At 69.6% G+C, this 26,287-nt stretch carries 22 protein-coding genes; 10 read left to right on the top strand and 12 right to left on the bottom strand.

Annotated features, from left to right (window positions below):
• Positions 1-5: 5 nt before the first annotated feature.
• Positions 6-719, bottom strand: coding sequence for an SDR family NAD(P)-dependent oxidoreductase (locus AC5Y4Q_RS14285; protein WP_065019207.1), 714 nt, complete (start codon positions 717-719; stop codon positions 6-8).
• Between the two features lie 125 nt (positions 720-844).
• Here AC5Y4Q_RS14285 and AC5Y4Q_RS14280 point away from each other — a divergent pair, with 125 nt between their 5' ends.
• Entirely contained in the window at positions 845-1,774 is a 930-nt protein-coding gene (locus tag AC5Y4Q_RS14280) for a LysR family transcriptional regulator (protein WP_065019206.1), read from the top strand.
• On the opposite strand, the gene AC5Y4Q_RS14275 is transcribed toward AC5Y4Q_RS14280, so the two are convergent.
• The 4 genes from AC5Y4Q_RS14275 to AC5Y4Q_RS14260 all read right to left on the bottom strand — a co-directional run bounded on the left by AC5Y4Q_RS14275 (position 1,771) and on the right by AC5Y4Q_RS14260 (position 6,841).
• Complete coding sequence (locus AC5Y4Q_RS14275; protein WP_065019205.1) at positions 1,771-2,460, bottom strand: MPT63 family protein; 690 nt, start codon at positions 2,458-2,460, stop codon at positions 1,771-1,773. The genes AC5Y4Q_RS14280 and AC5Y4Q_RS14275 overlap by 4 nt on opposite strands.
• A 149-nt stretch (positions 2,461-2,609) precedes the next feature.
• On the bottom strand, positions 2,610-3,644 hold the full coding sequence (locus AC5Y4Q_RS14270; protein WP_064921975.1) for a DUF1942 domain-containing protein: 1,035 nt from the start codon (positions 3,642-3,644) through the stop codon (positions 2,610-2,612).
• Positions 3,645-3,784: 140 nt separating this feature from the next.
• Complete coding sequence (locus AC5Y4Q_RS14265; protein ID WP_065019228.1) at positions 3,785-5,590, bottom strand: serine/threonine-protein kinase; 1,806 nt, start codon at positions 5,588-5,590, stop codon at positions 3,785-3,787.
• A gap of 138 nt (positions 5,591-5,728) precedes the next feature.
• Positions 5,729-6,841 (bottom strand): glycoside hydrolase 5 family protein, encoded by a 1,113-nt coding sequence (locus AC5Y4Q_RS14260; RefSeq protein ID WP_065019204.1) that lies wholly within the window; start codon positions 6,839-6,841, stop codon positions 5,729-5,731.
• A 148-nt stretch (positions 6,842-6,989) separates the two neighbouring features.
• On the opposite strand from AC5Y4Q_RS14260, the gene AC5Y4Q_RS14255 reads away from it, so the two are divergent.
• Positions 6,990-7,826 carry an SDR family oxidoreductase gene (locus AC5Y4Q_RS14255; RefSeq protein ID WP_065019203.1) on the top strand — a complete coding sequence of 279 codons (837 nt, stop codon included), beginning with the start codon at positions 6,990-6,992 and terminating at the stop codon, positions 7,824-7,826.
• A gap of 14 nt (positions 7,827-7,840) precedes the next feature.
• Complete coding sequence (locus AC5Y4Q_RS14250) at positions 7,841-9,391, top strand: class I adenylate-forming enzyme family protein (RefSeq protein ID WP_234786444.1); 1,551 nt, start codon at positions 7,841-7,843, stop codon at positions 9,389-9,391.
• On the opposite strand, the gene AC5Y4Q_RS14245 is transcribed toward AC5Y4Q_RS14250, so the two are convergent.
• Positions 9,382-10,092, bottom strand: coding sequence for an ankyrin repeat domain-containing protein (locus AC5Y4Q_RS14245; RefSeq protein WP_064922053.1), 711 nt, complete (start codon positions 10,090-10,092; stop codon positions 9,382-9,384). The genes AC5Y4Q_RS14250 and AC5Y4Q_RS14245 overlap by 10 nt on opposite strands.
• Before the next feature lie 77 nt (positions 10,093-10,169).
• Here AC5Y4Q_RS14245 and AC5Y4Q_RS14240 point away from each other — a divergent pair, with 77 nt between their 5' ends.
• From AC5Y4Q_RS14240 to AC5Y4Q_RS14230, 3 genes are all read left to right on the top strand, one after another.
• On the top strand, positions 10,170-12,530 hold the full coding sequence (locus AC5Y4Q_RS14240) for a Tex family protein (RefSeq protein ID WP_065019201.1): 2,361 nt from the start codon (positions 10,170-10,172) through the stop codon (positions 12,528-12,530).
• Positions 12,531-12,537: 7 nt separating this feature from the next.
• Positions 12,538-13,914 carry an FAD-binding oxidoreductase gene (locus AC5Y4Q_RS14235; protein ID WP_125225974.1) on the top strand — a complete coding sequence of 459 codons (1,377 nt, stop codon included), beginning with the start codon at positions 12,538-12,540 and terminating at the stop codon, positions 13,912-13,914.
• A 91-nt stretch (positions 13,915-14,005) separates the two neighbouring features.
• Positions 14,006-15,577 (top strand): acetolactate synthase large subunit, encoded by a 1,572-nt coding sequence (locus tag AC5Y4Q_RS14230; RefSeq protein WP_064921963.1) that lies wholly within the window; start codon positions 14,006-14,008, stop codon positions 15,575-15,577.
• 11 nt (positions 15,578-15,588) lie between these two features.
• On the opposite strand, the gene AC5Y4Q_RS14225 is transcribed toward AC5Y4Q_RS14230, so the two are convergent.
• Positions 15,589-16,236: a cutinase family protein gene (locus AC5Y4Q_RS14225; protein ID WP_082956764.1), complete on the bottom strand. Its 648-nt coding sequence runs from the start codon at positions 16,234-16,236 to the stop codon at positions 15,589-15,591.
• Between the two features lie 194 nt (positions 16,237-16,430).
• Positions 16,431-17,105 (bottom strand): cutinase family protein, encoded by a 675-nt coding sequence (locus AC5Y4Q_RS14220; RefSeq protein WP_065019199.1) that lies wholly within the window; start codon positions 17,103-17,105, stop codon positions 16,431-16,433.
• 431 nt (positions 17,106-17,536) lie between these two features.
• Between AC5Y4Q_RS14220 and AC5Y4Q_RS14215 the strand changes: the two genes are divergently transcribed.
• The gene (locus AC5Y4Q_RS14215; protein ID WP_499959377.1) at positions 17,537-19,069 is read left to right on the top strand and encodes an Hsp70 family protein; all 1,533 of its coding nucleotides are present in this window, start codon (positions 17,537-17,539) and stop codon (positions 19,067-19,069) included.
• A gap of 3 nt (positions 19,070-19,072) precedes the next feature.
• Here the strand turns inward: AC5Y4Q_RS14215 and AC5Y4Q_RS14210 are convergent, their stop codons facing one another.
• Entirely contained in the window at positions 19,073-20,155 is a 1,083-nt protein-coding gene (locus tag AC5Y4Q_RS14210; RefSeq protein WP_064920793.1) for a class I SAM-dependent methyltransferase, read from the bottom strand.
• Between the two features lie 76 nt (positions 20,156-20,231).
• On the opposite strand from AC5Y4Q_RS14210, the gene AC5Y4Q_RS14205 reads away from it, so the two are divergent.
• Positions 20,232-20,921, top strand: a complete 690-nt coding sequence (locus AC5Y4Q_RS14205; protein ID WP_064920792.1) for an SHOCT domain-containing protein — start codon at positions 20,232-20,234, stop codon at positions 20,919-20,921.
• Between the two features lie 180 nt (positions 20,922-21,101).
• Here AC5Y4Q_RS14205 and AC5Y4Q_RS14200 read toward each other — a convergent pair whose 3' ends face one another.
• From AC5Y4Q_RS14200 to AC5Y4Q_RS14190, 3 genes are read right to left on the bottom strand one after another with little or no spacing between them, the layout of a single operon-like run.
• The gene (locus AC5Y4Q_RS14200) at positions 21,102-21,728 is read right to left on the bottom strand and encodes an MBL fold metallo-hydrolase (protein WP_064920791.1); all 627 of its coding nucleotides are present in this window, start codon (positions 21,726-21,728) and stop codon (positions 21,102-21,104) included.
• On the bottom strand, positions 21,725-22,810 hold the full coding sequence (locus tag AC5Y4Q_RS14195; protein WP_064920790.1) for an S-(hydroxymethyl)mycothiol dehydrogenase: 1,086 nt from the start codon (positions 22,808-22,810) through the stop codon (positions 21,725-21,727). Before AC5Y4Q_RS14195 ends, AC5Y4Q_RS14200 begins: the two co-directional genes overlap by 4 nt.
• Before the next feature lie 10 nt (positions 22,811-22,820).
• Positions 22,821-24,650, bottom strand: a complete 1,830-nt coding sequence (locus tag AC5Y4Q_RS14190; protein WP_064920802.1) for an N-acyl-D-amino-acid deacylase family protein — start codon at positions 24,648-24,650, stop codon at positions 22,821-22,823.
• Positions 24,651-24,757: 107 nt separating this feature from the next.
• Between AC5Y4Q_RS14190 and AC5Y4Q_RS14185 the strand changes: the two genes are divergently transcribed.
• Both AC5Y4Q_RS14185 and AC5Y4Q_RS14180 read left to right on the top strand, forming a co-directional pair.
• Positions 24,758-25,591, top strand: a complete 834-nt coding sequence (locus AC5Y4Q_RS14185) for a serine hydrolase domain-containing protein (RefSeq protein WP_064920789.1) — start codon at positions 24,758-24,760, stop codon at positions 25,589-25,591.
• A gap of 134 nt (positions 25,592-25,725) precedes the next feature.
• Entirely contained in the window at positions 25,726-26,238 is a 513-nt protein-coding gene (locus tag AC5Y4Q_RS14180) for a DUF3145 domain-containing protein (protein WP_043337966.1), read from the top strand.
• Positions 26,239-26,287 lie beyond the last annotated feature (49 nt).

Raw genomic sequence — 26,287 nt, 5'->3', positions numbered from 1 at the left:
CCTTTCTAGTGCCCGGCGCTTTGGCCGCCGTCGACGTGCAGGATCTCGCCGGTGACGAACGGCGCGTTTTCCAGGTACATCACCGCGTCGACGACATCGGCGATCTCCCCGATCCGGCCCAGCGGGTGCAGCGCGGCCAGCATGTCGTGTGTCGAGGGGTCGTGCATCGGGGTGCTTATCGTGCCCAGCGCGACGGTGTTGACTCGGATCCCGCGGCTGGCGTACTCGATCGCCAACTCCTTCGTCACCGCGTTCAGACCACCTTTGGTCAGGGATGCCAGCGCGGCGGGGATCTGCGAATACGCGTGATCGACAAGGCTGGTGGAGACGTTGACGATATGGCCGCCGCCGTCGCGGGACAACATCGCGGCCAGAGCGCTGCGCGACACCTCGAAGAAGCCGCGCAGGTTCACCCCGGTGACGGCCTCATAGTCCTCGTCGGTGTAGTCGGTGAACGGTTTGGCGATGAAGATGCCGGCGTTGTTGATCAGGGTGTCCACCCGGCCGAACCGGTCGAGCGCGGCGTCGATGAGCTGCCGGCCGGCTCCCGGGGCGGCGACGTCGACCGGCACGGCGAGCACCTGGGGATCGTCGAACTCAGCGGCGGAGCGAGCAGCGGCGACGACGGCGTAATCCAGCTTCCGGTAGGCCGATACCAGCTCGGCGCCGATACCTCGTGATGCGCCGGTGATGACCGCGACCTTGTGCATCTGGCTCATGGGACCGTCCTTAAGTTCGTAGTTGCGCTCGCTGCAACGATCGTCTGGCATCCGAGCATCCCTTGGCCACGATCAGTTTGCTCAGTGCTGAGAGGATTAGCCTCCTACCGCACTACGATGACGCGATGGAGCTGCGTCAGCTGCGCTACTTCGTTGCTGTTGCCGAGGAGCTGCATTTCGGCCGAGCGGCCGCGCGACTGCATATCGCCGGCCCGTCGCTCTCCCAGCAGATCAAGGCCTTGGAGCGCGACCTGAAGGTGCAGCTGTTCGACCGCAACCGGCGGGAGGTGGTGCTCACCGCTGGGGGTACCGCGCTGCTGCCTACCGCCCGGTCGTTGCTGGCGCACGCCGACGAACTGCGCAGGCAGGCCGCCGGCTTGTCCGACTCGGAGCCGGTCCGCTTGGGCTACGTCAACTGGCGGCCCGTCGATCTGGCCGAGCGCACCGCGGGGGTGGCCCAGTTGCACATCGACGCATGGGTTCTGCCTTCGCACGCCCAGGCGCTTCGGGTGGCGGAGCGCGCGCTCGACCTCGCCATCTGCTGGGTTCAGCGCGCCGATCTTGACCAGCTCGATCTGCAGGCCCGTCTGATCGGTGCCGACCTGCTCTATGCAGTCAGCCCGGTTGGCGAACCCAACGAGCCGGTTGCAGCGAAAAACCTTGTGGTGCTGCTGGATTCCGATATCGCCAGCTGGTCATCGTGGAATCGGTACGGCGTGGAGTTCGCCCACGACACCGGCGCCCAGACGGTGCACATCGACGACGGCGGCGTCACCGGCCCGGCGTTCTTCGAACACGTCCGCCGGCAGCGTCGCCCGGTCCTGAACACTCCGAAGGCCCAAAATGACCGCCTGCCACCGGATTTGGTACGCCGGCCGGTCGTGTCCCCGCGGCCGTTCTGGAGCTGGTCGCTGGTCTCCCGGCGCGACGAGTCCCGGCCGGCCGTCGAGCTGGTGGGCGCCGCCCTCGCCGAGGGAGTCGGCGAGCTCGGTTTGACCGGCGAGGACGCGTGGCTGCCGGCTGACGATCCGTACGCAGGCGCTGCGCAGCGTTAGGGGGCCTCAGCGGGAAGCGGCGTGCCGGCGCTGCCTTCGGGCAGCGGAGTACCGGAACTGCCGGCGGGCGGCGCGGCCGGGCGTGATGACGGGCCGCCAGCCGGCGCGGGCGCCCGATTGTTGGTGCCGCCGTTGGTCGGAGCTTGCGCCGCCGATCCGCCGGCGGGAGCCTGCGGCTGCGGCGCGGCCGGGCGGGCCTGCGGTGCCGGTGCGGATGCTACCCACCGGATCAGGTCGGTGCCGCCGGCCTGGTAGACCAAGCTGTTCGGGGCATCGCCGGTGACATCGAAATAGACCTTGCCGCTGGTCTTTTGGCCCTGAGCGAGCCCCGTCGGCACGATGCCCTGCGGTGTCGGCACGGTGAACAGGGACTGATAATTCTGGCCGCTGGCCGAGCGGGCGCTCAAGTTGGCGACGATCGGGAAAACCGTGCCCTGGATCGCCTCGTCGGTGGCGGTGGCCTCCCATAGGGTGCCGCTCGGCTGGTAAGGGATGGCGTCCGTGCTGGGCTTCAGGTCGTTGACCGTCCAACCGTGCACTCCCGGACCCTCGGGCAGCGTGCCCTGCGTTCCGATCGGGTGGGTGACCGGGGCGGGGTCAGGGTTGTCGGCGGCGGCGATGCCAGTGCTGAATGTGCCGGCAGCGGCCAGCGCGCCCGCTGCCAGGGCGGTCGAGATGGACTTCATGGGTCTGACTCCTCGGTTCGGTGACATCCCGGTGACTGGTACTCAAGTACAGAATCGTAACGGCCCAGCGGTGAGGCCGCCGTGAAACGAGTCCGGCCCGGACCCCGCGCGAAGCGGAGGCCGGGCCGGACCGATGATCTAGGGCTCGCTCAGTGCGATCCGGTCACATTGCTCGCGCCGCTGGCCGCCGGGGCCCCGGCGGCGGGAACCGGGGTGCCCTGGTTGCCGGCCGGAACCGGCGGGTTGCCGGCCTCGGTGCCCTGCGGGTTTGCCGGAGCTGTGCCTTCCGCGCCGGCCGTCGGCGCACCAGGGGTCTCCGCCGGAAGCGGCGTGCCGGAGCTGCCGGCGGCCGCGGGGGTGTTGCCGGTAGCCGCGGGAGCCCCGGCCGCCCCGGGAGCCGAAGCCTCCGGGGTGCCCGCCGAAGCCGGCGCCTCCGCGCCGCTGGCCGCGGCCGGCGTGCCCTCGGTGCCGCCCGCGGCTGCCGGGGTGCCGTCGGCCTCGGCCGGCAGCGGGGTGCCCTGGCTGCCCGAGGCGAGCGGGGTGCCCTGGCTGCCGGTCGCAGCAGGCGTGCCGTCGGTGGTCTGGTTACCGGCCGGGGCCGGGTTGGTCTGCGTGCCGGACTGGGCCGGCTTCGGGTTGGTGGCCGCCGGAGTGCGCTGCGAGCCGGCCGCCGGGGCCGACGAGCCGCCGGCCGGGGCGCTTGGTGCGGCCGGGGTCCAGACCAGCTGGTCTTTGCCGGCGAACTGGTAGACCGCGCTGTTGGGTGCGTCACCGGTGACGTCGAAGTAGACCTTGCCGCTGGTCTGCTGACCCTGCGCCAGGTTGGAGGGGTTCACGCCCTGCGCGGTGGCCACCCCGAACAGCGCGGGGTAGGTCTGGCCGCTGGGGGACCGGGCGCCGAGGTTGGCGATCACCGGGGTCACGGTGCCCTGGATGGCCACGTCGGTGGCGGTGGCCTCCCACAAGGTGCCGTGCGGCTGGTAGGGGATGGCATCGGTGCTGGGTCGCAGGTCGCTGACCGTCCAACCCTGGATGACCCCGCCGTTGTCCACAGTTCCCTGGGTGCCGAGCGGGTGGGTCGTCGCGGTGACGTCACCGGCGTCCGCGCTGGCGGTCGCGATGCTGACGGCTCCGGCTGCGGCCAACGCTCCGGCGGCGGCCACAGCGGTAGTGATCAACTTCATTGTTGGTTGACTCCTCGGGTCGACTGGATCTTGAGGGATAGTGCAGTCCAGAACGCAAATCCTAACGGATTTGACAATGACGTTTGTTCACGTCTCAGGGTTTAAGTCGCCAACGGCCGCGCATTGTCGGTCGCCGGCGATCAGGAGTGCGAACTCCACCAGGTGTAGAGCTGCTCCAGCGACGGCGCGCTGTGCTCGGTGTGCAATCGGGCGATCACCAGACTGGCGTCATTGGTCCAAACCAGGGTGGGAGACCCCTGGCGCATCCCGCAGAGCAGCATCCCGCTCGGCTTGTCCGGGGTAGCGGTGCGGTGCCAGGCGCCCGGCGACTGGATCCTGCCCGGGCAGGTGACGACGGTGATGGCCTGCACGGTGTTGTCGAAGCTCAGACGCAGCGCGCCGGCGTCCGGGAACAGGGCATAGCTAGCCGAGGGCGGGCCGTCCACGTCCACGTTGCGGCCACAGGTCACCTCCGCGATGGCGCCACCCATCGGCGTGGTCGGGGTGCAGACGTCCTGCGGGTAGCCGGCCGGCAGCAGCTTGAGCAACCGCGCCTGGGCTTCAGCCGATGACATCGACGTCGCCGGACCGTTGGCCGCCGTGGTGAAGCCGGCATCGCCGGTGTCGGCGGCCAGATCGTCGGAGCCGGACCGGTACGTCATCCAGGTGATCAGCCCGACGACCACGGCCAGCGCCGCCGCAAGGCGCAGCACTAGCTTGCGTTTGCCGGGATCGCGATACGTGGGCGCCGGCCGCGGCGAGCTGAACCAGTCGTCGTCGGGGGTGGAGATGCGCGGGATGCCCGGCGGCGGGACGGGGTGCACGGCGGCGACCGCGGCCTCTGGCAGTGGCGCGGTGTCGGGTTCGGCAGGCGCGGCCGGCGGGTTGGCCGGCCGCGCCACCGGTGCAGACACCGGGGCGGCCGGCGGCATCCGGGGCACCTGGGCGGCCGGCGGCACAGGGGCGGGCGCCACCGGAGGTTTCGGCGGCTCGGCGGCAGGCGTCTGCGTAGGCGGGGTCACCGGCGGCACGCTCGGCTGCGGCTGCTCGAGCAGGGGCGGAGTGGACTGCTGGCTGGCCTCGTAGATGTGCAGCATCCGGTGCTGATCGGGTGCGCTCAACGCCTGATAGGCCGCGGTGGCCAGCTCGGCGGCGCTGGCGAAGCGCTGCTGCGGATCCTTGGCCATGCCCTTGGCGATCACCGCGTCAAAGGCGGGTGGGATCGTCGACCCGGCATGGCTGGGGCGGGGAATCGGTTTGCTCAGATGAGCATTGGCCAGCATCTTGACGCTGTCGGCCCGGTACGGCGGCGAACCGGTCAAGCACTGGTAGAGCACGCACGTCAGCGAATAGATGTCCACGCCCGCGCCGAACTCGCCGCCGGCGAACAGCTCCGGTGCCGAGTACTTCCACCGGGCGCCGGCATGGTCGGTGTCGGCCGTGTTCGCCCCGGGCGCACCGGCGATCCCGAAGTCCACCAGGTAGACGAAGTCCTCATGGGTCAACAGGATGTTGCGGGGCTTGACGCCCCGGTGAATCACCCCGGCGGCATGCGCGGCATCCAGCGCCGCTGCAGCCTGCCACACCATGTTCACCGCGCGGGACGGGGGCAGCACCCCGGTTCGCTTCAACAGCGCGGACAGATCGTTGCCGTGCACCAGCGGCATGTCGATGAAGACTTCGCCGTCCAGCTCACCGTAATCGCGGACCGGGACAACGTGCGGCTCTTGGACGCGCCCGACGGTGAGCGCCTCACGCTGCAACCACTCCCGGAACGCCGGGTCCCGGCCCAGCGCCGGGGCGAGTAGTTTGAGCGCGGCGGTGCGGTCCTTGCCGGTATCGACGGCCTCGTAGACCTCGCCGGTGGGGCCGCGGCCCAGCAGGCGTTTGAGGAGGTAGCGCCCAACCCGTGACCCAGCCCGCGAACCCGACGCGGTCTCGCCCATCATCGACTCCTCAAGTCAGACCCGTGAACGCCGATCACCGAACCGGCGGCCCGACGACATTGCCGCCAATAATTTCATCACTGAACCGGTCGGCTATCAGCCGGTCGCGCCAACCTCCCCGAAATCCGGCCGTCCCGGTCAGCGGCCGGTCAGGTTGCTGATCGTCATGATCTCCAGGTTGCGGTACGCGCGGCCGGTGGGCTGCACCAGATCGTGGAACCAGACCTGCGGCGCAGCGGTGTAGGGGCTGTCCCAGGAGTCCCATGGCAAGTAGGTCTGCGTTCTCCCGGCGACGAAACCCCAGTTGTAGGCGCCCACATTGTGACGCTTCATGATCGGCAGAATCCCGTCGATGGTGTTGCCGCGGGTGCGCGCCAGGTACTCGGTGCACATCATCGGCCGGCCCAGCGGCGCGAGCTCAGCGATCCGGTCGCTGAACAACGCCGGCTTGTCATAGGAATGGAACGTGATGATGTCGGAGCTGTTGAGTTGGGTGTTGACGATCGCGCTGCCCTGCCGCGATCCCTCCCAGATTCCGCTGGTCAGCGGCTGACGGGCATCGACTGCCCGGGCCCAGCTGAACACCTGGGGAAGTAAGTCACTGACGAGGTCGAGCTTGTCGGACCGCTCGACGCTGCTGTATTCCCGTGCCATGTTGTCCGGCTCGTTCCACAGATCCCAGGCCAGAACCCGTTCGTCGTAACGGAATTGGGTCATCACTCCGGTGACGTAATCATGCAGGGTGCGGTAGTAGTTGCGGTCACCGAGCCGCTCGGCGCCGGGACTTTGCACCCATCGGGAGTTGTGGATGCCGGGCCGCGGCGCGGGCTGCGGACCCGCCTTGGGAAACGGGTCCCAGCAGGAGTCGAACAACACGAACATCGGCTTGATGCGGCGGCGGGCAGCGACGGAGACGAACTGGGCCAGCCGATACTGGAAGCCTTTGCGGTCCAGCGCCCACAGCTGGTCGTGCAGGAAGACCCGCACGGTGTTGAAGCCGGCCGACCGGGCCCACCCCAGCTCGGCGTCGATGCGCCGCAAGTCGAACGTTCCCGGCTGAAACATCTCGAGCTGGTTGACCGCGGTCGAGGTGATGTAGTTGGAGCCGACGGGCCAGCCCTGTGCCTGATACCAGCGGTTGGCCCGGTCGATCGACCACCGGCCGGGGTCCGCGGCGGCGCGCGGAATCCGGCTCAGTGTGGGACCCGCCGCCAACAGAAGGGGCAGCCCCAGTGCCGTTCGACGTTTCACGAACTGACCATAACGTCCAGACCCGTGGCACGGCGTTTGAGCGTCCGGCCTGTCGCCCGGCAAATCGGGCACGCGCAACCGCGGCGACGCCGGCCACCTACACTGCACGGATATCTTCGCTCCGTTTCGCGTCGTCGGGAGGCCGACTGTGTCGCAACACCTGCAGAACAAGGTCGTCGTCATCACCGGCGCCGGCGGCGGATTCGGCAAACTCATCGCCGAGAAGTGCGCCGCCAAAGGTGCGCACGTGGTCGGTGTTGACATCGGCGCGGCGAATCTGGCCGCGGTCTTCGACGGGATCCGCGCGGCCGGGTACTCCGGCACCCAGCACGTCGCCGACGTCACCGACATCGAGCAGATGAAAGCCGCTGTGCAGCACGCGGTGGCGGCCTTCGGCGCGGTGGACGTCATCGTCAACAACGCCGGGGTGATGCCACTGGCCTACTTCGCCGATCACGAGCGGGCCTGGCAGCAGTGGCACCGGGCGATCGACATCAACATCAAGGGCGTGGTGAACGGGATCTCGGCCGTCTACGACCAGATGATCGACCAGGGCCGCGGCCACGTCGTCAACATCTCGTCGATTTACGGCAACGCCGGGGTGGCGGGCTCGGGCGTCTACAGTGCGACCAAGGCCGCGGTCACCGTGCTGTCGGACTCGTTGCGCAGCGAGGCCAAGGGCAAGATCAAGGTGACCACGGTCAAACCGACCGGTGTGCTGGGCACCAACCTGGCCAGCGGGGTAGTCAACGGCGCGGCGATCATGGGCATCGTCGGATCCCGCGCTGAGAGCTACATACAGTCGCTGACCGCGTTCTCCAACGGCACGCTGACCGCTGAACAGACCGACGTCGACTCGGTGAAGTACTGGCTGATCACCCCCGAGGACCTCGCCGAGGCCGTGGTGCACGTGATCGACCAGCCGTGGGGCATCAGCATCAGTGACATCACCGTGCGGGCAAGCGGCGAAGACTACCTCTACTGACTTCGAGCGGACCCGTGCAGACCGATTGGGATTCACCGGCTTTCACCGCCGCCGAAGCGGCCCGCTATCACGCCGCCGGCTGGTGGTCGCAGACCACGCTGTCGGACGCGGTTCACCGCAACGCGCAACGGTTGCCGGGCCGCGTCGCCTATGTGGACCACCCGGGCACGGGACTGACTTGGCGGGAATTCGACGCGGCGGCAGACGCGCTGGCGGCCCAGCTGGCCGGGATCGGCGTCCGGCCGCGCGACCGGGTCGCGGTGTGGCACCGTGATTCGGCCGCCATCCATGTGCTGTTCGTGGCGATCGAACGGTGCGGCGCGGTGGTGGTGGGCATCGGCGCGCGCGCCGGTACCCGCGAGGTGAGCGCGATCCTGGCCGGCGCGCAGGCCAAGCTGTTGATCACCGACGAGCAGCGTCACGCGGATACGGCCGGCCTGCCGATCGAAACGCGGAGCATCGACGAGCTGACGTCAGCTGCCACAAGGGCCGTGCCCGGGCCGCAACTCGGCCCCGACGACGTGTTCCTGATCAACTCCACCTCCGGCACCACCGGGCTGCCCAAGTGCGTCGTGCACACCCAGAACCGCTGGCACTACTTTCACCAGCGCGCCGTCGCCAACGGACAGCTGCGTGCCGACGACATCTTTTTGCCGATCATCCCCACGCCGTTCGGGTTCGGGCTCTGGACCAGCCACACCACCCCGATCCACCTCGGTGCTACCGCGGTGCTGTTGGACCGCTTCACCCCAGCAGCGACCTGCGCTGCTATTGCCCAGCATCGAGTCACCGTATTGTGCTGTGTGAGCACGCAATTGACCATGATGATGGCCGATGCGGCCAGCCGTGAGTTCGATCTGAGCTCGCTGCGGGTGGTCTTCACCGGCGGCGAGGCGCTGCCCTACCGGCCGGCCGCGGAGTTCGAGGAACTCACCGGAGCCACGATCCTGCAGTTCTACGGCTCCAATGAGACCGGGCTGCTCAGCGGAACCACCCTCGACGACCCGCTGGACAAGCGGCTGCGCACCGGGGGCCGCGTCGTCCCGGAGATGGCGGTCCGGCTGTTCGGCGGCGAAGACGGCAACACCGAGGTGACCGACACCGGCCGCGGCCAGCCGGCATGCCGGGGCCCGGCGACCAGCCTCGGCTACCTCAACGGGGTTGATCACGACAAGCTGTTCACCCCCGACGGCTGGATGCGGATGGGGGATATCTGTGAGATCGACGGCGACGGCTATCTGCGCGTCACCGGCCGCACCTCGGATTTCATCCTGCGCGGCGGCAAGAACATCAGCGCCGCCCAGGTCGAGGACGCCGTCATGAGCCACCCGGCGATCGCGCTGGCCGCCGCGGTCGCCATGCCCGATGAGGTGTTCGGCGAAAAGGTCTGCGTCTTCGTGGAACTCGCCGGCGACGCGGCCCTCGAGCTACCCGACCTCGTCGAGCATCTGCTGTCGCTCGGGGTGTCCAAAGAGCTGCTGCCCGAACGCCTTGTCGTCGTCGACGAACTGCCGCGTTCGTCCGGCGGCAAGATCGCCAAAGGGCAGCTGCGCAACTACTGGTAGCCCTCGTACACCTGTGACGGGCCCTCGGGAGTGATCACATAACCCACCGTCGCGACGTGCACGTCGCCGACCGGGTCGAGTTCACGGTAGCCGCCGAACAGTTCGACGTCGTTGTCGGCCAAGCCGATCCGGAAACCACCCCACAGGTAGGGCACCGGAAACCACAGCTGCTTTCCCGGAAGCTCATGCAGCACCTCGACCGGGGGATAGCGGAACATCTGACGCAGATCCACGCCGCGGAACAGCTGCTGGATCAAATCGTCGATGATTCCGGTGAGCTGAGCGTTGAGCGCGGCGATCCGGTCGCGCTCCAGCGGCGCCGCCGGGGGCTTGAGCACCGCCAACAGCTCAGCGGGCCGGTCGTGCTCGACGGCGATGTCATAGGCGGTGCGGCCGGCGGCGTCGGGCTGGCTGCGCAAGGCGCCCCGCTCGATCAGCCACGACGCCACGTCCGGGGACACCCCGTGCCAGCCGGCCTGATGCAGCACGGTCAGCCAGGTCTTTCCGCCCGGCCGCCAGGCCTTGACGTCGACCACGTGGTCACCGCGGTCGAGTTCCCGCATGACCTTGCGCCAGTTGCCCCGCTTGGCCATATCCGCCAGGTACAGCGCGGCCTGGGCCTGCCGGTTGCCCAGCAGCGAGCGGTCCATCACGCCCGGCCACAGCGGCGCATTGTTGCGGATCTCGGCGTAGGTCGTCACGCGGCCATCATGCCTTGAAACTCCGCTGCCACGTCGGTCCCGGCTGTCGTCGGAGCGGTTCGGTAGGGTCCGTCGGCGTGACCGACAACGTAACGCTTAAACCGGTGAACGCCCGTCTTGCAGAGGAACTGGCAGTGGCAGAACGGCAGGTCGCCGCAGCCGTCGCGCTGCTCGACGAGGGGGCGACGGTGCCGTTCATCGCCCGCTACCGCAAAGAGGTCACCGGCAGCCTCGACGACGGCCAGCTGCGCACTCTCGAGGAGCGGCTGCGCTACCTGCGGGAGCTCGACGACCGGCGGGCCGCCGTGCTGGCTTCGATCGAGGAACAGGGCAAGCTCACCGACGAGCTGCGGGCGGCGTTGCTCAGCGCTGACACCAAGGCCCGCGTTGAGGACATCTACCTGCCCTACAAACCCAAGCGCCGCACCAAGGCGCAGATCGCCCGCGAAGCGGGTCTGGAACCGCTGGCTGACCGGCTGCTGGCCGATCCGAGCCTGGACCCGCAGCAGCTCGCCTCGGAGTTCACCGGGGAGGAGGTCGCCGACGCCGCGGCAGCGTTGGAGGGCGCCCGCGCGATCCTCGTCGAACGAGCCGCCGAGGACGCCGAACTGGTGGGCGCGGTCCGCGAGAAGTTCTGGGCAGCCGGTTCGCTGCGGACCGCCCCGCGGTCCGCGGATGCCGCGAAAACGGCTGCTGCACAAAAGTTCCGCGATTACTTCGAGTTCAGCGAAGCACTGGAGACCATGCCGTCGCATCGGGTGCTGGCTGTATTGCGTGGCGAGAAGGAAGATGCCCTGGCGCTGGCCTTCGACGGCGGCGAGAACGAGCCCTACCAGGCGATGGTCGCCGAATCGCTCGGCGTCGACATGACCGCGCCGGGGCCGGCGACGCCGTGGCTGACCGAGACGGTGCGGTGGGCGTGGGAGACCCGGCTGGCGTTCTCCGCGGCGGTCGACGCCCGGATGCGGCTGAAGCAGCGCGCCGAAGCCGACGCGGTGGCGGTCTTCGCCCGCAACCTCAAAGACCTGCTGCTGGCCGCCCCGGCCGGCAACCGCACCACCCTCGGTCTCGACCCGGGCTTCCGCACCGGGGTGAAGGTGGCTGTCGTGGACGGCACCGGCAAGGTGCTCGACACCTGTGCGATCTACCCGCATCAGCCGCAAAAACAGTGGGACCAGGCCAAAGCCGCGCTGGCGGCGCTGGTCGCCCGGCACGGCGTGGATCTGATCGCGGTCGGTAACGGCACCGCGTCGCGGGAGACCGACGCCCTGGCCGCCGAACTGATCGCCGACCTCAAGGCCGCGGGCGCCCCCGCACCGGTCAAGGCGATGGTCAGCGAGGCCGGCGCCTCGGTGTATTCGGCGTCGGCCTACGCCGCCCACGAGCTGCCCGATCTCGACGTCACCCTGCGCGGGGCGGTGTCAATCGCGCGGCGGCTGCAGGATCCGCTGGCCGAGCTGGTCAAGATCGAGCCGAAGTCGATCGGAGTCGGCCAGTACCAGCACGACGTCACGCCGGGAACGCTGGCGCGCAGCCTGGACGCGGTCGTCGAAGACGCGGTGAACGCCGTCGGCGTCGACCTCAACACCGCCTCCGCGCCACTGCTGGCACGGGTGTCGGGGGTGTCGGAATCGTTGGCCGAAGCCATTGTGGCCCACCGCGACCAGACCGGGCCGTTTCGTAACCGGGCCGCCCTACTCGACGTGCCGCGGCTGGGGCCCAAAGCTTTTGAGCAGTGCGCCGGATTCCTGCGCATCCGCGACGGTGATGACCCGCTGGACTCCTCCGGGGTACATCCGGAGGCCTACCCGGTGGTCCGGCGCATCCTGGACCGCGCGGGGGTGTCGCTGGCCGAGATCATCGGCGACGAACGGCTGCTGCGGTCGCTGCAACCCGGCGACTTCGCCGACGACCGGTTCGGGGTCCCGACCGTGACCGACATTCTCGCCGAGTTGGAGAAGCCCGGGCGCGACCCGAGGCCGGCGTTCTCCACGGCGACGTTCGCCGCCGGAGTGGAGAAGGTCGCCGACCTCAAGGTCGGCATGGTCCTGGAGGGGGTGGTGACCAACGTTGCGGCGTTCGGTGCGTTCGTTGATGTCGGCGTGCACCAGGACGGCCTGGTGCACGTCTCGGCAATGTCGGACCGTTTCGTCTCCGATCCGCACGAGGTGGTCCGCTCCGGCCAGGTGGTGAAGGTGAAGGTGCTCGACGTCGACGTCGACCGCCAGCGGATCGGCCTGAGCCTGCGGCTGGGGGACAAGCCGGCGGGCAAGGCCGGCAAATCCTCCTCGGGCCCAGGTGCCAAAGCGGCTGCGCGCCGTGACACCGGCAAGCAGAATCGGGGGGAGCGGCGGGGTCACGGCGGCGGTCGCCGGGAGGCGGCGCCGGCCGGCGGGTCAATGGCCCAGGCGCTGCGGGACGCCGGATTCGGGAAGTGAGGGCCGCATGCTAGATGCCGCAGTCGAGCAGGAGTTCGCCGAGATCGTCGGCGCCGCCGCACTGCTCACCGGCGAACAGATCGGACCCGACTACTCCCACGACGAGGCGCTGGTGGGCGCACCGGTGACGCCGCGTTACGTCGCCCGCCCGCAGACCGCCGAACAGGTCGCGGCGCTGCTGGCCGCCGCCAGCAGGGCCAAGACCCCGGTGACCGCCCGCGGGTCGGGCACCGGACTGTCGGCCGGCGCGCGGCCGTGCGCCGACGGCCTGTTGATCTCCTTCGAGAAGATGAACGCGATCCTGGAGATCGACACCGACAACCAGGTCGCGGTGGTGCAACCCGGGGTCACCCTGGCCGACCTCGACACCGCGACCGCCGAGGCCGGGCTGATGTACACCGTCTTTCCCGGCGAGCTGTCGGCCAGTGTCGGCGGCAACGTCGGCACCAACGCCGGCGGTATGCGCGCGGTCAAGTACGGCGTGACCCGCCACAACGTGCTCGGGCTGCAGGCCGCGCTGCCGACCGGCGAGCTGATCCGCACCGGCGGGAAGATCACCAAGCTGTCCACCGGATACGACCTGACCCAGCTGATCATCGGCTCGGAGGGCACCTGCGCGCTGGCCACCGAGGTCACCGTGCGGCTCTACCCGCGGCTGGCGCACTCGGCCACCCTGCTGGCCCCCTTCGCCGACCTCCCCGCGGTGCTGCGCGCGGTGCCGACAGTGGTGGGCAGCGGCGTGGACCCGGTGATCCTCGAATACATCGACAAGCTCACCCTGGCCGCGATCAGCTACTCCCAAAACCTCAACCTCGGCATCCCCGACGCCGTCCGCGAGACCGCTGAAGCGCATCTGGTGATCGGGTTGGAGAACCGTGACCACGACCGCCTCGACGACGACGTCGCCATGTTGGGCGAATTGCTGGGTTCACTGGGCGCAGTCGATGTCTATGTGCTGGAGGGCAATTCGGCGCACGCCCTGATCGAAGCCCGGGAGAGGGCGTTTTGGACGGCCAAGGCCGCCGGCGCCCACGACGTCATCGACGTGGTGGTCCCGCGGGCGGTCATGCACGAGTTCTTCACCCGCGCACAAGGTTTCGCCCAAGCTGCGGGCGCCGCGGTGGTGGGGTGCGGACACGCCGGTGACGGCAACGTCCACCTGGCGGTGTTCTGCGCCGACGACGAGCTACGGCACCGGCTGCTGCATGACATCTTCTCCGCGGCGATGGCGTTGGGCGGGGCGATCTCCGGCGAGCACGGCCTGGGGCGGGTCAAGACGCAACACTTCCTGGACCTGGAGGATCCGGTCAAGCTCGCCCTGATGCGCCGGATCAAGGACGCCTTCGACCCCGCCGGGATCCTCAACCCCGGCGTGCTTGTATAGGCAGGAAACCGCGAGTGTGCCGTTTCATCCGTCGGCACCGGCGCGTCGCGAATGAAACGGCACACTCGGCGTTGGTAAGAAAGGCAGCCAGATGACCAACGGAGCACAGGCCCTGATCACCACCTTGGTCGACAGCGGCGTGCAGGTCTGTTTCGCCAACCCCGGCACCTCCGAAATGCACTTCGTGGCCGCGTTGGACTCGGTGCCGCAGATGCGTGGGGTGCTGTGCCTGTTCGAAGGCGTGGTGACCGGCGCGGCCGACGGCTACGCCCGCATCGCCGGAAAGCCGGCCGCCACCTTGCTGCACCTGGGGCCCGGGCTGGGCAACGGTCTGGCCAACCTGCACAACGCCCGCCGTGCGCACGTGCCGGTGGTCAACGTCATCGGGGATCACGCCACCTACCACAAGAAGTACGACGCGCCGCTGGAATCGGACATCGAGCCGCTGACCGACTGGACCCACGGCTGGGTACGCCGCACCGGCGCCGGGGCCGAGGTCGGGCGCGACGCCGCCGAAGCGGTGGCCGCCTCGATGGCCAGCCCGGCGCAGGTGGCCAACGTGATCCTGCCGGCCGACATCTCCTGGGACGACGGTGCGCAGCCGTCCGGCCCGGTGAAACCGGTTCCCGCGGCCGCCCCCGATGAGCAGGCCGTCGCCGAGATCGCCGACGTGCTGCGCAGCGGCGAGCCGGTAGCGCTGCTGATCGGTGGCCCGGCCGCGGCCGAGGTGGGCGCACTGGAGGCCACCGATCGGATCGCCGCCGCGACCGGGGCGCGTGCGCTGGTGGAGACCTTCCCGGCCCGGTTGGCTCGCGGGGCCGGGGTCCCGGCCCTCGATCGGCTGGGCTACCTGGCCGAGCAGGCGGCGTTCCAACTCGACGGGATCAAGCACCTGGTGGTCGCCGGAACGCGGGCCCCGGTGTCGTTCTTCGCCTATCCCGGCAAGCCGAGCGACCTGGTGCCCGAGGGCTGTGCGGTACACAATCTGGCCGGGCTCGAGACGGATGTGGTCGCCGCCCTCACGCAGTTGGCCGCGGCAGTGGCTTCGGATGTGCAGCCGCGGCCGGCGCCCGCGGCCGCCCCGGAACTCCCGGCAGGACCGCTGACCCCGCAGAACTGGGTGCAGGTGATCGGCGCACTGCTACCCGAGGGCGCGATCATCTCCGATGAGTCCAACACTTCGGGCCTGCTGCTGCCGGCCGCCACCGCCGGGGCACCGCGCCACGATGTGCTCACGCTGACCGGCGGGGCGATCGGGCAGGGACTGCCGGTCGCGCTGGGCGCTGCCGTCGCCGCCCCGGACCGGCCGGTGATCGCACTGCAAGCCGACGGCAGCGCGGCCTACACCATCTCGGCGCTGTGGTCGATGGCCCGCGAGAACGTCGACGTGACCACGGTGCTGATCAACAACAGCTCGTATGCGATCCTGCGGATGGAACTGGCCCGGGTGGGCGCCGCAGGCGAAGGGGGCCGGTACGGCGCCAAAGCCGAAGCCCTGCTCGACCTGTCGCGGCCCAACATGGACTTCGCCAAGATCGCCGAGGGGTTCGGTGTGCCGGCGAGCGTGGCGACCACCTGCGAGGAACTCGCCGAACAGTTCCGCCGGGCCCTGGCCGAACCGGGGCCGCACCTGATCGACGCGCGGGTGCCGAGCGTGTTCTGAGCCGCGTCGGCCTAACTGATCGTCAGACGGGTCGCGGCGAACGCCGCGCCCTCATCGGCCTTGCCGTCTTGCACGTACATCAGATGCGGGACGACGCTGCCGCTCTCTTCGCAGTAGATGTCGCCCGCCAGGCAGAAGTCGATGCTCTTGGGGCGGTAGGAGGCGGCCAGCACCGGCAGCGGGCCGCCCCACAGCGAGGTGGAGTACGGACTCGACGGCGGGCCGAAGAGTGCCACCGCGACGACATGGTGGGCGACCGCGGGTGGCAGCGAATTGCTCGACATCTCGATCACACTGGCGCCCTGGGAGTAACCGCCGAGCACGAGTTTGGTGTTCGGGCAGTTGGCGACCGTGGCCTGGATGTGCGCGGTGGCGTCGTTCTCCCCGAGCAGCGCGCTGTTGCGGTAGTCGGTGCTCGCCGGGTACTCGACCGGATAAACCTGCACGTCACGGCCGGGTAGTTGCTCCTTGAGTGAAGCGACGAACGCCTCCCCGACATCGCCGAGACCGGGGGGCTGCCCGGAGCCGCGGGCAAACACCACCTCGGTGTCCGGGCAGGGCTCGGCGACGGCGGCCGGCAGGCCCGCCGGGGCGCTCAGCAACGCTCCCGCCAGCATCGACGCGGCAGCGACGGTGCGAACAGTGTCACGCAAAGTCATCCTTAAATGCTGACATGCCGCCACCTGCCGACCGGCCCGTGGGTCGCCATACCGCGCCGTGTCGATCCGTTCGGCTGGCCGCCCTCGGGTTCCTGCCGCAGGCAGATGAGGGTGCTGGCGACGCTGCGCGGAGCCGACTGCACTAGCGGTCATCAGCAAAGAGCGGCGCCGGTACCAGGCGGCGAATACGGTGGTTACAGCCGATTTGCCGCGTAGGCGGCACCTTCGTCGACGATCCCGTCGTAGGCGCCGGGGGCGTGCGCTGCGAAATTCATCCCTTCCGAGCAGACCGGGTCTTCCGGGGTGCACAGCTGGATGGTCTTTCCCGTGTACGCGGGGCCGATGACCACGGGCGGTTGGCCCAGGAAGTTCATCGCCCGCTCATTCGGGGTCCCGAAGAGCACCACAGCGGCGACATGGTCAGCCACCTCCGGCGGCATCGGCCGTGGTATATCGACCCCTTCGACCCCGTCCGGGATGACATTGGCGGTGGAGAACCCCATCACCGCCGCGCCCTGGGAGAAGCCGCCGAGCACCATCCTGGTCTTGGGGCAGTTCGCCGCGGTGGCCTCGATGTGGGCGGTGGCGTCGCGGATGCCCTGGATGCCGGTCGGCCAGTCGTTGGTGGCCGGGTAATCGACCGCGTAGACCTCCATGGAACGCTCGCCGATCCGGGGCCGGAGTGCGTCGACGAATGCTTGCCCGGTTTCACCGACACCGATGGCCTCGTCGGTGCCTCTAGCAAACAATACTTGGACGTCGGGACAGGGGTCGGCGAAGGCGCGGGGAGGGGTGACGGCGGTGCTCTGCAGCAGCCAGGTCAGCGCCAGCACAACACCGAGGGAGCGAAGGATCCGACGTGTGTTCACCCGTACATGGTGGCATAAGTCGTGGCGCGACGTAAGTAAACAACGCTGGGAATTCGCGTAGTAGAGGGCTCGCGGGGGTGCGCGTCCCGCCCCGCCGGGCGGTCCATGCCGTAGAGCTGAACCACGGCTGAAGCCCGCTGTGGTGAGCGTGCAGTTACCGTCACGTGGCCGTCCGGTGTCGGCGAAGTGACCATCCGGTAGGGTCGCCCGAGCAAACTCGGTGCCGGGCAGTGAGGTCGCTCGACAGACCCCGGTTTCGCGCCACCGCGCGCCGAACCACGCCCGGCCCGTCGCTACCTGCCGCGGGCGCAGCCGGGACCGGTGCGCCGCACCTACGGCGCTGCAATGTCGGGTAAATAGGACACTCATCGATAAAATTGCATACGATCCGGTGCGTTTCGATCGCCGGTGGACACTGCGGATGGGACAGCATGGCGCATGACACAGGCCCCGCGGTGGGCATGTCCGTCGGAGCGACCACTCTGGCGGCCGTCACCGCCGACCGGGCGATCACTCGGCGGCCGGTGCTGACGCTGTTCCGGGACCGCCCCTCGCAGATCGGCATGCCTTCGGAGAATTCCGCGGTCACTGCCGCCCTCGACGAGCGCGGCCTGGTCGTGACCGATTTCGTGGACCGTGTCGGCGGCGGTGGACCGGTGGTAGCCGGCGACGGCTCCACGCACCGCGCTGAGCAGTTGCTCGGCGACGGGCTGCACGCGCTGGCCTACGCCGCGACTGAGGGACGGCCGCTGCCGCCCGCGGTGGCGGTCACCCACCCCGCCCACTGGTCGCGGGAGGCCGTCGGTGCGCTGCGCACCGCGTTGGGGCGGGTCTCGGAGTGGGCGCAGCACCCGGTGACCTTGATCTCCGACACCACGGCGGTGCTGACCGCCCTGCAGGCGAATCCGGGCTTGCCCGACCACGGCATCATCGCGGTGTGCGACTTCGGCGGCAGCGGCACCAATATCAGCCTGGTCGACGCCGGCCGTGGTTTCGAGCCGATCGGCGCCACCCGCCGCGTCACCACGTTCTCCGGTGATGTGATCGATCAGGCGCTGCTCGATCATGTGGTGGCGGATCTGGGCGGCAACGGCGACGGACCGCCGACGGTGGGGTCGCTGACCCGGTTGCGCAGCCAGTGCCGCGACGCCAAGGAGCAACTGTCGACCGAGACCGTCGCCGAGCTGGCGGGATTCCACGGCGGCGTCTGGCTGACCCGTGCAGAACTCGATGAGGCGCTGCGCCAGCCGCTCGACGGTTTCTTCACCGCGTTGCAGAACACCTTGGACGACAACGAGATCAGGCCCGACGACCTGTCGGCGATCGTGTCGGTCGGGGGCGGGGCCAACATGCCGACCGTCACGACCGGCCTGTCGCAACGCTTCGGCTCCCCGGTCATCAGCTCCCCGCGACCACAACTGACCGCGGCTATCGGCGCCGCGCTGAGCGTCGCCGGCAATGTGGTGGCGACCCCGAAGAAGGCGCCTCCGCCGGCCGAGCCGCCACCGTTCCCCGAGACCACCCCGCCGCCGGTGGAACCCCCACCGCCAGCGGTCGACAATCCGCCGAACGCGGCACTGAAACCGCTGATCCCCCCGCCGGCCCGCCCGGCCCCGCCAGCGCCGCGCCCGCCGGCCGCGGAACCGGAAGAACTCGGCGGCCGCGCTGAGGTCCCGTGGTACCGGCGGCCGATTCCGGTGGTCATCCTGGCCGCATTGATCGCAATGCTGTTGGGCACGGTGGCCGTGCTGGTGCTGCGGCATGCCGCCGATGGCGAACCGGACTCCGGTGTGCAGACGACGGTGTCGGCCACGACCACCACCGCGTCGCCGACCGCGGAGCTGCCGCCCGCGTTCGCGCCGCGTCCCGCGCCGACTCCGCCTACCGCGCCGGTCATTCCGGAGACCCCGGCAAGCCCCGCCTACCCGGCTCCGGAACCCACCGAGGCCCCGGCCAGCCCCTAGCGTTTACTGCGCCGCGCGTTTGGCCAGCACCGCCAGCGCCAACGGAATCTGTACCTGCTGGGGGCTGCTCGCCAGCCGGGTGGCGATCCCGGCTTCCAGGCGCTGCATGAACTCGGTGGCCCGCGGGTCGTCGGCCCCGCCGGCCAAGGCCGCGGCCAGGGTGGGAAAGATCGCGGCGCTGGTGAAGGTGGCCCACTGGCCGCCGAGCGCGTCGGCGTCGCCGTCGAGCAGATAGCGGTCCCAGAACCGGTCCTCGGCGTCGAACACCTCCAACCGCTCGATCGTCAGCGCCTCGAACCGCCCGGCCGGGGCGAACGGCGCGCGGAGCTCCTTCTCGCTGCGGCCGAGCACCGGGATCGTCATCCGGGCGATCTCCTCGCGGCTCAGCAGGCCCTCGCGGACCTGCTCGTGCAGCACCGCGACGATCGCGTCGAGCACCGGCTGGTAGCCGGACCGGCCCTGCGCGTCGACCCCAGCGGTGAGCACCAACAGCTTGCCGCCCGGGGCCAGTTCCCGGCCGCGGAAGGCCAGGAAGTCATGCCAGTCCTGGGCGGCCCGGCGGGCGTACTCGCGGCGCGCGTCGGCGTCGTCGCTGTGCACGACATGGACGTGGTCATCGAATTCGGGCAGGTCGGCGGCGGGCCGGCGCAACCACATCGTCGCCCAGGAGGTCCAGCCCAGATTGACGCTCTGCGACGGCAGGATCTGGGCGTAAAACGACCGGCCTATCGCCGAGGGGAAGCTGGCCGCGTCCTTGCGGGTGTAGCTGTCCGGATCGTCGGCGAGCGTGCTGAACAGCGCGGTGAAGTCGTTGTCGGGCAGGTCGGTGTGGGTGACCAGCACGGCGTGGTCGGGCCGGGTGCGGCGGCGGAAGGCCGCGATGGCGGCGCCGATCGGGAGCAAGGAGTTGTAGCCGGTGGCGGCGCCGTAGTCGGCGACGACGATCGGGCGCGGGGCGCGGGGCAGCGGAACCGTGGCCGCCAGCTGCTCGAACACATTGGTGGCATGGGTCAGACCGGCCGCCTGCAAGCGCCTCGACGGGGTTCCGGCGGGCTCCGGGCGGACGACGATGCTCGACTCTCGCATGCACACCTCCGGCCGCCGCAGGTTTTGCCGACAGCTCCGACGGTAGCGAATGTGGCCGGCGTGGCACACTGCCCGAATGAGCGCTGCGCGGACGGTCCGGCGAGGGCCCGTCCTGGTCTCGGTGGTTCTGATGATCGTCGGGGTTGTCGGCTTCCTGGTTGCGCTGGCCCTCAACGTGTTCGTGCTCGACCGCTACAACGCGTACGGCGAAGTGCCGATCCCGGGGGCAGGCAATGTCTGGCTGCCCGCGGGTGAGGTGACGGTGAGCCTGCATACCCGGGTGATCTCCAGTCCCAGCGGCGGCGGCCTGCCGGTGCCGCCGCTGAGCCTGCGCGCGGAACCACCGGTCGGGGTCGCCGAACCGGAGTTCACCGAGAGCATCGGGGTCACCACGACGGTCAACAACGACACCCGGCGGCGGCTGTGGCGGATGCGGGTGGCGGCGGCGGGCGACTATCAGATCACCGCTGACGGGCAGGTCGGCGGATTCATCGCTCCGCGGCTGGCGTTCGGTGCGCCCAGTGCCTACGGGTCGCTGGGGTGGGTGTTCGCAGCGGTGTTCGGGATCGGCGTCGTGGGTTTGATCGGGGCGCGATACTGGCCGGCCCGTGGTCGCCGCCCGGCGCCGGCCGCGGCGGGATTCGTGCCCGACGGCGAAGGCGTCCGCATCGAGCAGCTCAAAACGATTACCGCACTGCGCGATTGCGGCGCCTTGACGCAGGCTGAGTTCGAGGCGGAGAAGCGGCGAATCCTCGACGAACGCTGAGGGTCAGTGGGCCGGGCCAAATTGGCCACTTCCTCCGCACCGCTCGTTCCTCGCGGTGCATCGTCAGTGGCCGGGCCAAATTGGCCACTTCCTCCGCACCGCTCGTTCCTCGCGGTGCATCGTCAGTGGCCGGGCGGGATGGGCCACTTCCTCCGCACCGCTCGTCCTCGCGGTGCATCGTCAGTGGCCGCGGGCCACCCAGTCGTCGTAGTGCACCAGCTCGTCACCGATACGGGTGCTGTCGCCGTGGCCGGTGTAGACGACGGTGTCGGCCGGCAGTTTGCCGAGCTGCCCCGAGATCGACGCCAGGATCGTCGGAAAGTCCGAGAACGAGCGCCCGGTCGCCCCCGGGCCGCCGGAGAACAGGGTGTCGCCGCTGAACACCGCGCCCAGATCCGGCGCGTACCAGCACACCGAGCCCGGCGAGTGCCCGGGAGTGTGCAGGGCCCGGATCTCGGTGCCGGCCACCCGCAGCGTCTGATTCTCCGAGATCGGCTCGAAGTTCTTGTCCGGATGCGTCATCCGCCACAACATGTCATCGGCTGGATGCAGCAGCACCGGGGCGTCGAGGGCTTCGCCGAGCTCCGGCGCCACCGTGATGTGATCGTTGTGGCCGTGCGTACACACCACCGCCGTCACCCTGCGCCCGCCGACCGCGTCGAGGATCGGAGCCGCGTCATGCGCGGCATCGAAGACCACCACCTCCGCGTCGTCCCCGACGATCCAGATGTTGTTGTCGACTTCCCAACTGCCGCCGTCGAGTTCGAAGGTGCCATGGGTGACGACACGCTGGATCGAGCCGCTCACAGCACCACCACCGACCGCAGCACCTTGCCGTCGTGCATCTTGTGGAAGGCCTCCTCGACGTCGTCGAGGCCGATGCGTTCGGAGACGAACTTCTCCAGCGGCAGTCGGCCCTGCAGGTACAGGCTGATCAGGGTGGGGAAGTCGCGTTCGGGAAGGCAGTCGCCGTACCACGAGGACTTCAGCGACCCGCCGCGGGAGAAGAAGTCGATCAGCGGCATGTCCAGGCGCATGTCCGGCGTCGGAACGCCCACCAGCACAACCGTTCCGGCCAGATCACGCGCGTAGAACGCCTGCTTCCAGGTCTCCGGGCGCCCGACCGCATCGATCACCACATCGGCGCCGAACCCGTCGGTGAGGTCCTGGATGGACTCGACCGTGTCCTGGGTGCGGGCGTTGATGGTGTCGGTCGCGCCGAACTCGCGGGCCCAGGAAAGCTTGGTGTCATCGGTGTCCACAGCGATGATCTTCTTCGCGCCGACCAGGGCCGCCCCGGCGATCGCGGCGTCACCGACGCCACCGCAGCCGATCACCGCCACGGTGTCATCACGGGTGACGCAGGCGGTGTTGATCGCCGCGCCCAGGCCGGCCATCACCCCGCAGCCCAGCAGCCCGGCGACGGCCGGATCCGCGGCCGAATCGACCTTGGTGCACTGGCCTTCATGCACCAGGGTCTTGTCGGCGAACGCCCCGATACCCAGCGCCGGGGTGAGCTCGGTGCCGTCGGTCAGGGTCATCGGCACCGACGCGTTGAAGGTGTCGAAGCACAGGTGCGGGCGGCCACGCTTGCAGGCCCGGCACTGTCCGCACACCGCGCGCCAATTCAGCACCACGAAATCGCCGGGGGCCACTGCGGTCACCGCCGATCCCACCGTCTCGACGGTGCCGGCGGCCTCGTGTCCCAGTAGGAACGGGTAGCTGTCGTTGATGCCGCCGTCCCGGTAGGTCAGGTCGGTGTGGCATACCCCGCAGGCGGTGACGGCCACAACGACGTCGTTGGGCCCGGGGTCGGGGATGACGATGTCGGTCACCTCGACCGGCTTGCCCTTCTCACGGGAGATCACGCCGCGCACTGTCTGACTCATGGGGTCAACCTTAGGTGCCCGGTGCGGCGCCCGGCGCTGTGGCTTGCGCGGCGACCGCGCGGGTGCGGGTTTCGGCACGCAGAAAGCTTCCGGTGCGTTGCGTGCCGCAGACCGAGGTGGGTTGTCCGTCGAGGACCACGGCGCGCCCGGAGACCAAGACGGCGGTGACGGCGTCGTCGTTGCGGTTGACCATGCGCGACATTCCGCCGTAGGCCGCGAAGGGCTCCTCGGCGTAGGCGTCCAAGGTGGCGTCGAGGTGACCCGGGTCGACGACCAGCACGTCGGCGCGGTCGCCGATTCGGAGGTGGCCGGCGTCGATCCGATACCAGTCGGCCAGTTCGCCGGTCAGCCGGTGCACCGCCTGCTCGACGGTCAGGAACGCCTGACCGGCCTGCTCGGCATCGAGGACGTGGCGCAGCAACCGCAAGCCCATGTTGTAGAACGCCATGTTGCGCAGGTGCGCGCCCGCGTCGGAGAAGCCCATCTGGATGCCGGGTTCGGCGGCGAGTTTCTTGAGCACCTCGGGCCGGTGGTTGGAGATCGTGGTGTGCCAGCGCAGGGCGGTGCCGTGTTCGAGCACCAGGTCGAGGAAGGCGTCGACGGGATGCGCGCCGCCGCGCTCGACTCCGACCTGCCCGAACGACTTCCCGATCACCGACGCGTCGGGGCAGTCGACGATCTCGGCGTCGAAGAAGTCGCGATGCCAGACTCGCGGGCCGTACTTGTTTTCGTAGTCTTTCCGGAAGCGTCGGCGGTAGGACTGGTCGCGCATCAGCTCGTCACGCTCGACCGATTCCCGCAGGTGCAGCGCTTCGGCGCCCGAGCCGAACTCCTCGAAGATCACCAGGTCGATGCCGTCGGCGTACACCTCGAAGGGCACCGGCAGGTGCTGCCAGCGGAAATCGGCGCCGAGCTTGCTCAGCATCCGTGACGCCTGGACCATCGCGGGGATCGCCAGCGGGTTGCTCTTGACGTCGGCGGCGGCCAGCAGGCTGGTCTTGAGCGGGCGGCGGAAGATCCCGAGGGCCTGGGCCAGCTGGGACACGATGTCGAACGGATTTTTGACGTCCGGGCCGGCCTGCAGAATCCGCCCGCTGCGGCGCAATTTGGCCTTGAGCCGGCGCAGTTCTTTGGGCTTGGCATAGGTGGACGGCAGGGTGCGTGAGCGGCAGATATCGCCGTCCATCTTGTCGAAAAGCAGCTGCTGGGAAGACATTCCGACGAACCCCGCCTGCAGCGCCTCGTCCAGCATCTGCTCCATCCGGGCCTGCTCGGCCGCGGTGGGCCGAACGTCGGAACGGGTGGCGCGGTCGAGTCCCATAGTCGCGGCGCGCATGTCCGAATGCCCGATGAACGCTGCGATATTCGGGCCCAGCGGCAGCCGCTCGAGGGCGGCGATGTAATCCGCACAGCTCGACCAGGTCTTGAACCGATCGATCGTGTCGACCACATACTGGCGCGGGATGGCCTCCACTCGGCCGAACAGGTCCCCGGCATCTTGGCCGTCGACGTGGATGGTGGACAACGAGCAGGAGCCCACCAGGACGGTCGTGACTCCGTGTCGCAGCGACTCCGACAGCGATGGGGCGACGAGTATCTCGACGTCGTAGTGGGTGTGGATGTCGATCAGCCCGGGCAGCACCCATTGGCCGGCGGCATCGATCACCTGGCCGCAGCCTGTCTCGTCGAGCGGTTCGGCGGCGATCGCGGCGATGTGCCCGTCGCGGATGCCGATGTTGCGGATCGCCGATGGGGCGCCGGTGCCGTCAAACCACCGGCCGTTGCGTATCACGGTGTCAAAGTTCACGGGTGTTCCTTCCGCGGGGTGCCGCTCCAGCATGGCCCGCGCCGGGCGCGAAGTCTTGACATCTGCGGACATTTGTTTGACCTGCGCAGTCAGGTCCGTGCTGCGCGGTGGTCGCCATGCCCGCCGTTAGGCTGGCTGCGATGTCCGCCTCCGAAGCCCTGGCCGCTCTCGACGACTGGCCTGTTGACCATGCGGCGGCCGCCGTCATCGGCCCCCAGGGCGTGCTGGCCAGTCACGGCGATACGACGCGGGTGTTCTACCTGGCGTCGGTGACCAAGCCCCTGGTCGCCCGGGCGGTGCAGGTCGCCGTTGAGGAGGGGGCCGTGGAGTTGGACACCCCGGCCGGGCCGCCCGGCGCGACGGTGCGCCATCTGCTCGCGCACGCCTCGGGGCTCTCGCCGGACTCCGATCGGGTGCTGGCCAAGCCGGGAGCCCGGCGGGTGTACTCCAATCACGGCTTTGCGGTGCTGGCCCAGGTGGTGCAGGACGCGTCCGGAATCGAGTTCGGCCGCTACCTGACCGAGGCGGTGTTCGAGCCGCTGGGGATGTCGGCGAGCCGGCTGGACGGCGGTGCCGCGGCGGCCGGGTTCGGGGCGACCTCGACCGTCGCCGACCTGGCCGCGTTCGCCGGCGACCTGCTGGCGCCGGTCACGGTATCGCCGCAGCTGCACGCCGAGGCCACTACCGTGCAGTTCCCCGGGCTGGACGGCGTGCTACCCGGTTATGGGCCGCAGCGGCCGAACGACTGGGGGCTGGGGTTCGAGATCCGCGACGGCAAGTCGCCCCACTGGACCGGCACGGCCAACTCGGCGCGAACCTACGGCCATTTCGGTCAGTCGGGCACGCTGATCTGGGCCGATCCGGCGATCGAGCGGGCGCTGGTGGTGCTCACCGACCGGGACTTCGGCGACTGGGTGACGGGCCGATGGCCGGAGCTGGCCGACGCGGTGGTGTCGGAGTACGGCCGGGACTAGCCAACAGGCGTCTCACGAGGCACAATAGACACATACGACACTAAATAAACCGGAGTTTTCGCGGCACCAGCGCTCCGCAGGGTTCCACCAGGCCGTTGGGGAAGACGTCCCTCGTGGATCCGAAGGAGCAACTGATGCGCGCGACGAATCAATTCGCCGACGTGACCAGCGGCGTGGTGTACATCCACGCGTCGCCCGCGGCGGTGTGCCCGCATGTCGAGTGGGCGCTGACCTCGACGTTGAATGCCCAGGCCAAGCTCAACTGGACGCCGCAGCCGGCCATGCCCGGGCAGCTGCGCGCGGTGGTCAACTGGGTCGGGCCGGTGGGTACCGGCGCTCGCCTGGCCAGTGCGCTGCGCTCCTGGTCGGTGTTGCGCTTCGAGGTCACCGAGGACCCCAGCGCCGGGGTCGACGGCCAGCGGTTCAGCCACACCCCCCAGCTGGGTCTGTGGAGCGGGGCGATGAGCGCCAACGGTGACGTGATGGTCGGCGAGAATCGCCTGCGCACCATGATGGCCGCCGGCGCCGACGCGTTGGCCGCCGAGCTGGAAACCGTGCTGGGTACCGCCTGGGACGAGGCCCTGGAGGCCTTCCGCGACGGCGGCGACGGCGCGGAGGTGTCCTGGCTCAGCCGCGGCGTGGGCTGAGTTGCCCGCGCGAACGGTCTCGTGCCGGCGGGAGTTGCGCCCAGTGCAG

This window comes from Mycobacterium sp. NGS16 (assembly GCF_059813225.1).
This window is presented reverse-complemented; position numbering and strand designations above follow the sequence as displayed.